This is a genomic window from Mycobacterium sp. RTGN4, from assembly GCF_033804635.1.
Lineage (GTDB): Bacteria > Actinomycetota > Actinomycetes > Mycobacteriales > Mycobacteriaceae > Mycobacterium.
In genome coordinates, this window is record NZ_JAPZLB010000007.1 from 221,868 (window position 1) to 233,989 (window position 12,122).

The window sequence follows — 12,122 nt, forward strand, 5'->3', positions numbered from 1 at the left end:
GGTGAGCCGGTAACGATGTGGCATGGCCGATGACGTGTCCGCGCTGCCCACCCTGACCGAACCCGACCAGGAAGCGCTGCAGCGCTGGGCGCGTGAGCAGCGGCTCGGCTCGACGGTTACCGACGTCGAACCGCTCACCGGTGGCAGCCAGAACATCGTGGTGCGGTTGCGCATCGACGACCGTCCGATGGTGCTGCGCCGACCGCCGCAACACCCGAGGCCGACCAGTGATAAGACGATGCTGCGCGAGATCGCGGTGCTTCGCACGCTGGCGGAGACGTCGGTGCCGCATCCGGGGTTCATCGCCGGATGCGAGGACCTCGACGTGCTCGGCGTGGTGTTCTACCTGATGGAAGAGGTCGACGGTTTCAACCCTGGCAGCGAGCTGGCGCAGGCGTACGTCGACAACGCGCAGATGCGGCACGACGTCGGACTGGCGTACGTCGCGTGCCTGGCCCGGCTGGGTGAGGTCGAGTGGGAGGGTAGTCCGCTCGCGGCGATTCGACGGCCGGGATCCTTTCTGGCACGGCAGGTTCCGCAGTTTCTGGGCTTGCTCGAGAGCTATCGACACGAATCCTACGAACCCGAGTCCCTGCCTGCGGTCACCGAGTTGGCCGAATGGTTGGAGACCAACAGGCCACCCGATGGCGAGCCCGGCATCATGCACGGCGATGCCCATCTGAACAATGTGCTCTTGCGGCGCGACCGCCCGGAGCTCGCCGCCTTCATCGACTGGGAGATGTGCACGATCGGTGATCCGCTGCTCGACCTCGGCTGGATGATGGTGTGCTGGCCGACCGAGCCCAACACCATCGACGCCGGTTCGGAGTTGGCCGCACTCGGCGGCCTCGCCAGCCGGGCCGAACTACTCGAGGCCTACACGGCTGCGGGTGGACGCCCGGCGCCCGCGCTGGACTGGTACGTGGCGTTGGCCTGCTTCAAGCTCGGCATCGTCATCGAGGGCACCTGGTCGCGATACCTAGCCGGGCAGGCGAGCTGGGAAGCCGGCCAGCGCCTGCACGCCTCGGCGACATCGTTGATCGATCTGGGCACCCGGGTGACCAAGGGGGACAACCCGTTCGGCTAACCGATCAGCGGTAGGCGTCGAATCCAAGCTTGATCGCCAGCGCCATCCCGCCGACGGCGATCGCCAGCCGAAGGGGAGTGGTCGGGGCGTGTCGGACGATCACCGGCCCGAGTCTGGAGCCAATCAAGCACCCGATGCCCAGCGGTACCACGGCGAGCCAATGTACGGGCGTCAGGACGATGAAGACAATGGCGGCAACGGCATTCGCGATCCCGAGTACGACGTTCTTGGTCGCATTCGCATCGGCAAGCGACGCGCTTCCCGTGCGCAGGAACAGTGCGAGCAACAGCACGCCCGCTGCGGCCCCGAAGAACCCGCCGTAGACGCAGATGGCGAGCACGGCGACGGCCTCGACGATGCGCTGTGCAGTGCTGCGACTGGTGCCCGCCGCGCGCTGGCGCTGGGGTAGCGCGATCAGCACTGCCGACACCGCGATCAACACCGGCACGACCTTCTCGAAACCTTCTGCGGGGATCGACAACAGCAGTGCCGCGCCCGCCGCGCCGCCGACCACACCGGCCGGCACCAGCCGTACGAGCCTGACGCGCTGAGGTTTCAATTCGGGCAGTGAACCCCAGACCGAGCCAATGCCGTTGAACACCAAGGCGATTGTGTTGGTGACGTTGGCGGCCACCGGGCTGAGCCCCACCAGCAGGAGGGCGGGGTACGTGGTCACCGACGCCAGCCCGGCGATGCTGCCTGCCAAGCCGCCTCCGATGCCAGCGGCGAACAGCAGCGCCCAATCCCAGACCGTCACTGCGGCAAGGCTACGGCGTGACTTCGGCGTGGCCAGTTGCGGTCACCGCAACCGCCCACGCCGAAATCGCTACTTCTTCTTGCCGACCAGAGCGTCGGCCGGGTCGGGGGCGCCGTCGCGGTCCTTCACGACGCGATACGCCAGGTACCCGACGATCAGCGTGAACGCCACGAAGATCGGTGCGAAGTACTGCAGGAACCAGGAGCCGCCCGCGGGGTCGTACACCTCGGCGCGTGGCCAACCGATGTTGATCACCAGCAGGCCACCCATCACCACGGCGACGAGGTTCACCGGGATGCCCCACTTGCCGAGGTCCATCACCGGCGGTCCGTAGGACAGGCTGGTGCCGCGCAGTCGATGGATCAGGGCGGGCACGGTCACCATCAGGTAGGCGATGTAGACGATGACCACCGAGACGCTGGCGATGGCGAGGAACACACTGGACTGACCGATGTTGACCAGCAGCACCAGGATTGCCAGCGTGCTGACCGCGATACCGGTGATGACAGGGGTGCCGGTGCGCTTGTTCACCTTGGACAGGAACTTGCCCAAGGGCAGCCGGTTGTCGCGGGCCATCGAGAACATCACCCGCGAGGCCGAGGCCTGGATGGCGAGGGTGGCCGAGAACATCGCCACTGCCACCAGGGCCAGCAGCGTCTTGCCGAGCCAGGTGGACAGCTGGCTCTCGATGATCCACGCCATGCCGCCGGTGGACAGGTCGTCGCCAAGATTGGGTGCTGACATCAGGGCCGCGAGGATCATCAGCCCGCCGCCGACGAACGACACCAGCAGGGCGTTGACGATGGCCTTGGGGGCTGTCCGGCGCGGATCTCTGGTCTCCTCGGAAAGCTCTGCGGCGCTGTCGAATCCATACATGACGTAGGCGGCCATCAACATCGAGGCCAGGAATGCGGGCAGGTAGCCAAGTCCGGTGCCGTGGTCGCCGGAGTTGGCCACCGCCTCGATCGGATTCCGGTGGGCGTTGATGAACATCGCGCCGATGATCAGGAACACGCCGATGATCTCGATCGTGACGCCGGTGACCGTGATGCGGCCCATGAACTTCACGCCTGCCGCGCTGATGATGGTGCAGAGCACGATCGTGATCGAGCCGAGGACGATGCCATTCTCGGCTCCGCTGATCGACAGGGGATCCATGTCGTCGCCGATGATCTGAAAGCCGCCCCAGATCGGCGGCAGCACGGTCTGCATGGCGATGGCCAGCGCGGCGATCGACACGATGTAGCCGACCAGCATGAACCAGCCGGCGAACCAGCCGACCGCGTTACCGGCAAGGCGGCGCGACCACTGGTAGATGGCGCCCGCGACCGGGAACTTTCCGGACAGTTCGGCGAAGACCAGACACACGCAGAACTGGCAGACGAAGACGATCGGCCAGGTCCAGAAGAAGGCCGGTCCGCCGAGCGAGAAGCCGAGCGGGAAGAACGCGAACACGGTGGTGAGGATCGAGACAAAGGAGAAGCCGGACGCGAAGGCGGCGTAACCGCCGATGCCGCGGTGCAATTCCTGGGTATAGCCGAGCTCTTCCAGAGTCGACGCGTCCTCCTCGGACGAGATCGCCGGATCGACGGTGGCTGTCATGTGTGCTCCTGGTACGTGAAGGAAATACCTGTCGTGCGATAGAAAATAGCGGCAGTTGATGTTGCGCGCATTTCGTAGCTGTCACGACTGTGTGACCAGGCCGCTGGCGGGTGACAATCATCCGTATGTCCAGCGAGCTGCCGTCCGATCGGGAGACGGCTCGGAAGATCGCCGCGACCATCGGAGATCTTGATGCTGCCAGCGATGAAGCACTTTTGCGCGCTGGAATGGATGCGGCGCTGGCGGCCGTCGCCGCCGAACTGCGGGCCAACACCCCCGCGGGCGCGCTGGCCGGTGTGTGGTCCGAGGTGCTGCGGCACGGGGTGGCCGCCGCCGTCCGGCTGGCCGGACCCGCGGACTGGACGTGGTTCGTCTCCGGAAGCGTCGCACGCGGGGAGGCCGCTCCGGGCTCCGACGTCGAGACCATGGTCGCGCTCGGCGACGCCGTCGACGACGACGCCAAGACCGCGCTACTGAGCCGTGCGGCCGACGTCCACGCGCTACTGGAACGCTGCGGAATACTCGGTGACGCCAACGGAGTACTGGCCAGCAGGCCGCGGTTCTGCAGGCGTACTAGCAGTTGGTCGGACGGCATCCGGCGCTGGACCGCCGACCCACGCGAGGACCGCGGTGTGGTGATGGCCGGTCTGATGGCGGACTCGACGGGCGTATCGGGCGGCCTGGCCGAGGACGTCCTGCGCGCGCAAACCGTGGCTGCGGCACGACCCAGCTACCCGATCCGGCAGGCGATGCTGCAGGACGCCACGTCGATGCGCGCGAGCATCCCGTCGCGATTGCGGATGTTCGCCACGCAATCCGACACCGTCGACCTCAAGCTGGCCGCGGTGGATCCGGTCGTCAAGATCGCCCGGTGGGCGGCGGTCTCGGTCGGATCGGATGCGCTGTCGACGTGCGCGCGACTTGACGCGGCGACCGCCAAGGTGCTCGATCCCGACGACGTGTCCAGCCTGCGGGACTGCTTCGAATGGCTCTTGCGATTCCGCTGGCGGGTGCGCGCGGCCGCGTTCCTCGAGGGGCGCCGAACCTCCGACGTGGTGTCGCTGTCGGAACTCGCCCCTCAGGAACGGGCGGCACTGCGCAACGTCGCCCACGAAGTGGCAGGCATCAGTCGCAAGCTGAACTACCTGGCGTCGACATCGGCCTTCCGCTGACCCAGGATCGCCTCGCACAGGCCGTCGCCCAGACCCTGGCCGCCGAGCGCCTGGAGGGCTGGGCGCCCACCGACGAACACGTCGCCGCGCTCAACGACCTGGTGCACGAGCGGATCACGTTCGCCGACTACTTGGCAACCTTTCGCATCCGGCACCCACCGCCGCAGCGACCCCGTCGGCGTCCGGGGCTGCGTCGCGCGGCACCATATTTGATCCCGGGAACCACGTTGCTGCGCAACCACTTCGGCGCATCCTCCGCCGAGATGCTCGCCGACCTGGAATTCGTCGCCACGGCAGGGCGAATGGCGCTGTGGCTAGGCCGCCAGGTCGACTACGCCGGTGCACTCGACGTGCGCACGTTGCACCGGCAGCTCTTCGTCGACGTCTACTCGTGGGCCGGTGCGTACCGGACCACCGAATTGCGTCGCGGCGACCAGGGTTTCGCCTGGGTGTCGACGATTCAATCGGGCATGGCGAGGGTGCACGGCGCGGCGCTCACGATCGTGGCCGACTGCGCTGGTTACGACGATGCGCGGCTGGAATACGAGCTCGCCAGGCTGTACGCCGACTTCAATCAGGTCCATCCATTTCGCGAGGGCAACGGTCGAACGGGCGCATTGTTATTGCACGGGGTGGCGACGCGCTGTGGCCGAAGCCTCGATCTTTCCGCGGTGAGGCGCACGCAGTGGTACGCCGCGGCGGCTGACAGCATGCCGTTCCGCCGGGACGGCCGGGCGAGCCATCGGCCGTTCCTCTACCTGCTGTCGGGGACCGTGTCGGGATAGTCGTTTGCACGAAGAGTCCGACTCGGACTAGGGTCGCGTCCGTGCGCAGTCTTCTCGTAGTAGCAACCCGCAGCGGGGTCTGATCCAGACCGACCCCTCGTTGCGGGTCGTTGCTACACCGTCGGTCGATTCCTCTGACAAGAGATGGCCCGGCACATGTTCTCCCAAGCTCCGACACAATCCGCAACCAGCGCGACCCCCCTTTTCGCGGCGCCACTGCCGCGGGGACTGCGCGAGGAGGCCGAAACGATGTCGTTCGACAATTTCCACACCACGTACGCGGCGACGTCTGGCCCGGTGCGACTGGGCCAATGGGAGTGCACCGATGCAGCCCGCCCAGCAAGCCGGCTTGGCCCGCAGGCCCGGCACTACCGGGCGACCATCGCGATCGGTGACCACATCAGCATGTCCATGGCCGCCGCCAGCGGGCCCGTCGCAGCATTGACCGCGATGTTGCACGACCGTGGCGTTGCCGTCGAACTGCACGAGTTCCACCAAATATCGTCTGACGACGGCATTGCGACGTTCGTGTGCGGCTCGGATGGGTGCGCTGACGAGTGGGCGATGGGGCTCGCCACCGACGCGACGCAGTCTGCGCTGCGAGCCGTCATCGCCTGCGCGAACCGGCTGGCCGGCTAGTTGGCGCGAAAGTGCGCGCCTGGGCTCAGGATTCAGCGCAGCGGGCGCAAGATGATGGGCATGCCGTCCATCGGCACCGGCATGCCGCCGTAGTCCCAGGTCGCTTCGCGTCCGGGATGTGCAAGCTCCAGCCGATACTTGCGCAACAGCCGATGCATGATGACCTTCACTTCGAGTTGGCCGAACATCATGCCGATGCACTTGTGCGAGCCGCCGCCGAACGGCGAGAACGCGTACCGGTGCTTCTTGTGCTCGCTGCGCGGTTCGGCGAACCGGTCGGGGTCGAACTTCATTGGATCGGTCCACAATTCGGGCAGCCGGTGGTTGACGCCAGGGTAGGCGATGACGTTGGTGCCCTTGGGCAGGTAGTACCCGAGCAACTCGGTGTCGCGGACCGTGCGCCGCATCGCCCATTGCACGGGCGTGACCAACCGGATCGACTCGTTCATGACGAGGTCGAGCGACTCCAGCTTCTCCAACGACTCGATGTCGACCGGGCCGTCACCAAGCCGATCGGATTCGTCGCGGCAGCGGTTCTGCCACTCGGGGTTCGCGGCTAGGTAGTAGGCCATGGTGGTGGCCGTGGAGGTGGAGGTGTCGTGCGCGGCCATCATCAGGAAGATCATGTGGTTGACGATGTCCTCGTCGGAGAACCGGTTGCCGTCCTCGTCCTCGGTCTGACAGAGCACCGTCAGGAGATCGGACCCGTCCTTGCCGCGGCGCTCGGCGACGCGCGCTGCGAAGTAGTCCTCGAGCACCTTGCGGGCCTGAAGCCCGCGCCACCAGGTGAACGGCGGCACGCCCTTGCGGATGATCGCGTTGCCTGCGCGGACCGTCGTGGTGAAGGCGTTGTTCACCTTGGTCACCAGTTCGTGGTCGGTGCCGGGCTCGTGCCCCATGAACACCATCGAGGCGATGTCGAGCGTCATCTGCTTCATCGCCGGGTACAGCAGGAATCTCGGGTCGTTGGCGACCCAGTCGTTGGCGATCACCTTTGAGACCACGGTGTCGACCTGCTCGGTGTATCCGACCAAGCGGGTGCGGACGAACGCCTCCTGCATGATCCGCCGGTGGAACATGTGCTCCTCGAAGTCGAGCAGCATCAGCCCGCGGTGGAAGAACGGCCCGATGACCGGGATCCAGCCCTCCTGCGAGAAGTCCTTGTTGCGGTTGCTGTAGATGGCCTGGGCCGCGTCGGGCCCGAGCGCGGTCACCGCAGGCAAGACGGGGGAGTCGGCGTAGTACAGCGGCCCCTTCGTGTTGTACAGGTGCATCAGGTATTCGGGGCCGCCGCGGAACATCTCGACCATGTGGCCGAGGATCGGCAGGCCCTTGTCGCCCATCACGGGCTTGAGGTCGCTGCCCGCAGGCGGTTCCGACAGTGCGGTCTGCTTGAACTCGGTGCGCAGCAGCTTGCGCTCGAGTGCCCCCATTCCGGGGAAGTTGTTGATCGAAGGGGTGAACCGGCGCTTGGCCTGGTCGATCAAGTAGTCGGGGGTGCTGATGGACGCCATCGCAAACTCCTGGGCTGAAGACTTGTGGTCGATGTCACTCGATTTCGATCGATGTAGCCATCCTGTAGGGCACACTTGACGCATGTCAAGTTTTGCTTGGGCGTGTCACCGGTGGAAGGGTTGATGGCCATGACCGCCGACTCCGCCGCACCGCAGCTCCGCCGCAGTCGCGGCGACCGGCAACGCGAAGCGATCGTTGCCGCGGTGCGCGAACTCCTCGAGCACCAGTCGTTCGCCGACCTGTCGGTCAGCAGCATCAGCGATCGCGCAGGGGTCGCCCGATCGGGGTTCTACTTCTACTTCGACTCCAAGTACGACGTGCTCGCGTTCATCGTCAAGGACGCGCTGGCCGAACTCGAGGAACTGACTCACGACTTCGCGCCACGCGACCCCGGGGAGTCGCCGCCGGCGTTCGCCAAGCGCATGGTCGGTAGCGCTGCATTGATGTTCGCGAGCAATGACCCGATCATGACGGCCTGCACGATCGCGCAGAACACCGACGCCGTCATCGGCGAAATGATGAACGACCTCGAGGACGCGTTGATCGACAAGATCGTCGCGATCGTCGAACAAGACGCGGGGGCGCGGCCCATCTCCGACGACGTGCCCGCCCTGGTCCGGATGTTGACTGCCACGACGGCGATGACGTTGTCGCACGACCCCGCCTTTGTCGGCAGGCAAAACGACCCAGCGCGTGCACTCGAGGTGCTCGAGCGACTCTGGCTAAATGCGTTGTGGGGCGGCAGTTCCCGGTCCGAGCGCTGACCTGATCGCTCACTCGTCGGGGTGTCGATCCTCCAGTTGGCGGTAGGCTGCGCGCGCCGCGGCGACGTCGTCGGCGTGCGTGAACGCCCACGTCGCCAGCTCGGCCATGATGCCGTGTAGTCCGTTGCCGACTTCGGTGAGTTCGTAGTCGACTCGGGGCGGAACCACTGGATACACGGTCCTGGTGATCAGCCCGTCGCGCTCGAGGCCCCGCAGCGTTCGCGTGAGCATCCGCTGCGATACCAGCCCGATCGTGCGCTTGAGCTCCATGAATCGCATGGGGCCATCGGCGAGCAGCGTGATGACGAGCACCGACCATTTGTCGCCGATGGTGTCGAGCACGTCGCGCACGGGACACGCGCCGAACATCTCGTCGTCCGGCCTCGCCAGGATCCCGGCCAGGGAGTCGGTTACATCGGTGTGCCCGACGGACATCAAAGTGCCTTCTTGCATGACGTCCTCCAGGATCAGACGATGTGGTCGGTATCAAACAGTAACCGTCGACGCGAGGAGTCGCCATGACCATCATCGGAATCACCGGCGCCACCGGGCAGCTGGGTCGGCGCACGGCCGAGTACGTGCTCGAATCACATCCGGCCGAGGAGTTGGTGCTGTTCAGCCGGTCGCCCGACGCGCTGTCCGACCTGGCGAAGATCGGAACCAAGACCCGGTTCGTCGACTTCGATCAGCCGGACTCCGTCGCCGACGCCTTCGGCGGGGTCGACGTGCTGCTGGTGATCTCGACCGATGCGGTCGGGCGCAGGCGGGCCCAGCACGAGGCGGCCATCGTGGCGGCAGCCGACGCGGGGGTGGCCCGGATCGCGTACACCTCGATGCCGAACGCGGACGCCGACTTCCCCGCCAGGGCTCGTGCGCTCTCGGATGACCACGCGTCGACCGAGCTAGTGCTGCAGAAAGCCGGTCCGGCCTGGACCGTGTTGCGCAACGCGATGTACCTCGAAGCGATCAGCGGAGGGTGGGCGCATGCGGTGGCCAGCGGACACCTCGTCACCAACAACGGCGACGGCAGACATGCCCCCATCACGCGCGACGACTGCGCCGCCGCCGCGGCCGCGGTGCTGCTCGGCGAGGGTCACGACGGCGTCGCCTACGACATCGCAGGCGCGCGGCTACTCGACGACCGCGCGATCGCGACGGCGCTGACCAATCGTCATGGGCGTCCGGTCGACGTCGTCGCGATCGCGGACGTCGACTACCAGGACGGCCTGGTGGCGACCGGTCTTCCCGCCGAGCTGGCCGGGTTGCTGACCGGGTTCGGTGAGAGCATCCGGTCCGGACTGTTCGAGACGCCACTCGGCGACTTCGAGGCGTTGACCGGCCGCCCACCGGTCGCGATCGAGGAATTCCTCGCTCGGGAGGCCGCTGGGTAGCCGGTAAGGTCACCGACATGGCGCAGGAGTATGCGGGCAAGCGGTGTTTCCTGACCGGAGCGGCCAGCGGGATCGGCCGGGCGACGGCGTTGAAGTTGGCCGCCGAGGGGGCCGAACTGTTCCTCACCGATCGCAACGCCGAAGGTCTGGAACAGACTGTCGCGGACGCCCGCGCACTCGGCGCCACGGTCAGCGCGCACCGTGCGCTCGACATCTCGAACTACGACGAGGTGGCCGCGTTCGCTGCCGACATCCACAGCGCGCACCAGAGCATGGACTTGGTGATGAACATCGCTGGTGTGTCGGCGTGGGGGACCGTCAGCCAACTCACCCACCGGCACTGGGAGTCGATGGTGTCCATCAACCTGATGGGCCCCATCCACGTCATCGAAACCTTCGTTCCCCCAATGGTGCTCGCCGGAAACGGTGGGCATCTGGTGAACGTATCCTCGGCCGCTGGGCTGGTGGCCTTGCCGTGGCACGCGGCGTACAGCGCAAGCAAGTACGGACTGCGCGGCGTCTCGGAGGTGCTGCGCTTCGATCTCGCACGGCACCGGATCGGGGTATCCGTCGTCGTGCCCGGCGCGGTCAAGACGCCGCTGGTGCAGACCGTGGAGATCGCGGGCGTGGACCGCGAGCATCCGCAGGTGCGCAAGTGGGTGGATCGGTTCGGCGGACACGCGGTGTCACCGGAAGTGGTGGCGGACAAGATGCTTCGTGGAATCTCCCGCAATCGGTACCTGATCTACACGTCGAATGACATCCGCGCGCTGTACGCCTTCAAGCGGCTCGCCTGGTGGCCGTACAGCGTCGCGATGCGACGGGTGAACCTCATCTTCACCCGTGCCCTGCGGCCCACTAAGACCGGTTGAGCCCCAGCGCGTCGGTCATCGTGAAGAACAGGTCGCTCTGATCGGTCAGCGCGACCACGTTGGCCGCCCCCGGACCGAACGCCGCGATCCGCACCTGCGTTCCGGTGTGGCCCTCGTCCTCGACCTCCACGTCAGCCGACGTGCCGTAGCTGACCAACATGTCGGCGTTGTCCTTGGTGGTCAGCAGGCGTGTGAGGCCGGGATACATGACGTCGCGGACCTTTTCGATCGGTAGCTTCTTGTCCTCGGCGATGCTCTGCAGATCCTCTTCGGTGTAGGGCTCGCCGATCTGACTGGTGTGACCGTGATCCGCCGTGGCGATCACCAAGGTGTTGCCATCCTTCTTCGCGAATTCAAGGGCTTTCTGCACGGCCTCGTCGAACGCGACGGTCTCGCCGATCTGACCGCATGGGTCGGCCGCGTGGTCGCGCTTGTCGATCGACGCGCTCTCCACCTGTAGGAAGAAGCCCTTGTTCTTGCCCTTCTCGCTACCGGAGAGCAGGTCGATGGTCTTCTGGGTCATGGCCGCCAACTCCGGCACGTCGGCGCCGCGCTCCGGGTTGTCGGTGCACTTGCCCGCCGGCTGAAGGTAGCCCTGGCGCACCGCGGCCGGACCCGTCCAGCTGACCGGCATGTTGCCGTCGGCGAAGAGCCCGAGCAGCGGCGCGTCCTGATCGGCCTTCGACACGCCGTTCAATTCGCTTGCGGTGCGCACGATCTGGAAGCCGCGCTCCTTGGCCTGGACCTCCAGCGTCTTGCCCTTGTACTCGCCGCCGTTTGCGGTCTGAGCGAACGTCTCGCCGCCGCCGCCCATCGTGATGTCGGGCTTGGTGGCCAGCAGTTGCTCGGTCACCGAGCCGAGACCGCCGCGGTCCAGCGCCTCGGACTGGCAGTCCTCGGCGACTTCCTTCGGGCCGTAGCAGTCGCGTTCGGTGATGTGCGAGAACAGCGCGGCCGGCGTGGCGTCCTGAATCTCGGAAGTGGTGATGTCGCCGGTCGCGAAGCCTTGAGCCTTGGCAAGTTCCAGGATCGTCTTCTGCGGTGCGCCATGGATGTCGATGCCCAACGCGCCGTTGTACGTCTTCGTCCCGGTCGACCACGCGGTCGCGCTGGCCGCCGAGTCGGTCACGTAGTTGGGCTTGCCGTCCTTGCGCAGCGCATAGGTGGTGTACTGCCCGGTCAGCGGCAGTGCGTCGAGACCGGTGAAGAAGCCGGCCGCACCCTTCTCGTAGTTGCGCGCGATGGTGATCTCGGAGTCGCCCATGCCGTCGCCGAGCAGCATGATGACGTTTTTGGCGCCCGAGGCGTTGATCGCGTCGCGGATGGCCTGACTCTGGTCGCCATCGAGCCTGCGAGCGCCGCCGTTGACAGCCAGGTCGCCGGTGGCCGCGCGGGTGACTGGATTGCCGTTCGAACCCTTCTCGCCGTCGCTGCTGCACGCCGCGAGTGGAAGCACCGCGATGGCGCCGATGACCGCTGCCAACTTGAGCTGCCTACTGACCGACACCTAGTACTCCTCGTTCGCCGTGAACTGCCTG

13 protein-coding genes are annotated in these 12,122 nt (G+C 66.4%); 7 read left to right on the forward strand and 6 right to left on the reverse strand.

Annotated features, from left to right (window positions below; translation table 11 throughout):
* The first annotated feature begins 22 nt into the window (after positions 1 to 22).
* A complete protein-coding gene (locus SLQ30_RS17240; RefSeq protein ID WP_319447099.1) occupies positions 23 to 1,087 on the forward strand; it encodes a phosphotransferase family protein in 1,065 nt (354 codons plus the stop codon).
* Positions 1,088 to 1,091: 4 nt separating this feature from the next.
* Here SLQ30_RS17240 and SLQ30_RS17245 read toward each other — a convergent pair whose 3' ends face one another.
* The gene (locus SLQ30_RS17245; protein ID WP_319447098.1) at positions 1,092 to 1,844 is read right to left on the reverse strand and encodes a sulfite exporter TauE/SafE family protein; all 753 of its coding nucleotides are present in this window, start codon (positions 1,842 to 1,844) and stop codon (positions 1,092 to 1,094) included.
* A 69-nt stretch (positions 1,845 to 1,913) separates the two neighbouring features.
* Entirely contained in the window at positions 1,914 to 3,446 is a 1,533-nt protein-coding gene (locus tag SLQ30_RS17250) for an amino acid permease (RefSeq protein ID WP_319447097.1), read from the reverse strand.
* Between the two features lie 125 nt (positions 3,447 to 3,571).
* Here SLQ30_RS17250 and SLQ30_RS17255 point away from each other — a divergent pair, with 125 nt between their 5' ends.
* Entirely contained in the window at positions 3,572 to 4,618 is a 1,047-nt protein-coding gene (locus SLQ30_RS17255; protein ID WP_319447096.1) for a putative nucleotidyltransferase substrate binding domain-containing protein, read from the forward strand.
* On the opposite strand, the gene SLQ30_RS17260 is transcribed toward SLQ30_RS17255, so the two are convergent.
* Complete coding sequence (locus SLQ30_RS17260; protein WP_319447321.1) at positions 4,588 to 4,725, reverse strand: hypothetical protein; 138 nt, start codon at positions 4,723 to 4,725, stop codon at positions 4,588 to 4,590. The genes SLQ30_RS17255 and SLQ30_RS17260 overlap by 31 nt on opposite strands.
* A gap of 120 nt (positions 4,726 to 4,845) precedes the next feature.
* On the opposite strand from SLQ30_RS17260, the gene SLQ30_RS17265 reads away from it, so the two are divergent.
* Entirely contained in the window at positions 4,846 to 5,403 is a 558-nt protein-coding gene (locus SLQ30_RS17265; protein ID WP_413468066.1) for a Fic/DOC family protein, read from the forward strand.
* Positions 5,404 to 5,559: 156 nt separating this feature from the next.
* Positions 5,560 to 6,042 carry a homocitrate synthase gene (locus SLQ30_RS17270; protein ID WP_319447300.1) on the forward strand — a complete coding sequence of 161 codons (483 nt, stop codon included), beginning with the start codon at positions 5,560 to 5,562 and terminating at the stop codon, positions 6,040 to 6,042.
* Positions 6,043 to 6,074: 32 nt separating this feature from the next.
* Here the strand turns inward: SLQ30_RS17270 and SLQ30_RS17275 are convergent, their stop codons facing one another.
* Positions 6,075 to 7,556, reverse strand: coding sequence for a cytochrome P450 (locus SLQ30_RS17275; RefSeq protein WP_319447095.1), 1,482 nt, complete (start codon positions 7,554 to 7,556; stop codon positions 6,075 to 6,077).
* Positions 7,557 to 7,685: 129 nt separating this feature from the next.
* Between SLQ30_RS17275 and SLQ30_RS17280 the strand changes: the two genes are divergently transcribed.
* Positions 7,686 to 8,321: a TetR/AcrR family transcriptional regulator gene (locus SLQ30_RS17280; RefSeq protein WP_319447094.1), complete on the forward strand. Its 636-nt coding sequence runs from the start codon at positions 7,686 to 7,688 to the stop codon at positions 8,319 to 8,321.
* A gap of 9 nt (positions 8,322 to 8,330) precedes the next feature.
* On the opposite strand, the gene SLQ30_RS17285 is transcribed toward SLQ30_RS17280, so the two are convergent.
* Positions 8,331 to 8,774, reverse strand: coding sequence for a winged helix-turn-helix transcriptional regulator (locus tag SLQ30_RS17285; RefSeq protein ID WP_413468067.1), 444 nt, complete (start codon positions 8,772 to 8,774; stop codon positions 8,331 to 8,333).
* 65 nt (positions 8,775 to 8,839) lie between these two features.
* On the opposite strand from SLQ30_RS17285, the gene SLQ30_RS17290 reads away from it, so the two are divergent.
* Together SLQ30_RS17290 and SLQ30_RS17295 are read left to right on the forward strand one after the other, a co-directional pair.
* Positions 8,840 to 9,712 carry an NAD(P)H-binding protein gene (locus SLQ30_RS17290; RefSeq protein ID WP_319447093.1) on the forward strand — a complete coding sequence of 291 codons (873 nt, stop codon included), beginning with the start codon at positions 8,840 to 8,842 and terminating at the stop codon, positions 9,710 to 9,712.
* Positions 9,713 to 9,729: 17 nt separating this feature from the next.
* Positions 9,730 to 10,584, forward strand: coding sequence for an SDR family oxidoreductase (locus SLQ30_RS17295; RefSeq protein WP_319447092.1), 855 nt, complete (start codon positions 9,730 to 9,732; stop codon positions 10,582 to 10,584).
* Here SLQ30_RS17295 and phoA read toward each other — a convergent pair.
* Entirely contained in the window at positions 10,571 to 12,091 is a 1,521-nt protein-coding gene (gene phoA / locus SLQ30_RS17300; RefSeq protein WP_319447091.1) for an alkaline phosphatase, read from the reverse strand. The two genes, SLQ30_RS17295 and phoA, sit on opposite strands and share 14 nt — an antisense overlap.
* Between the last annotated feature and the right edge of the window lie 31 nt (positions 12,092 to 12,122).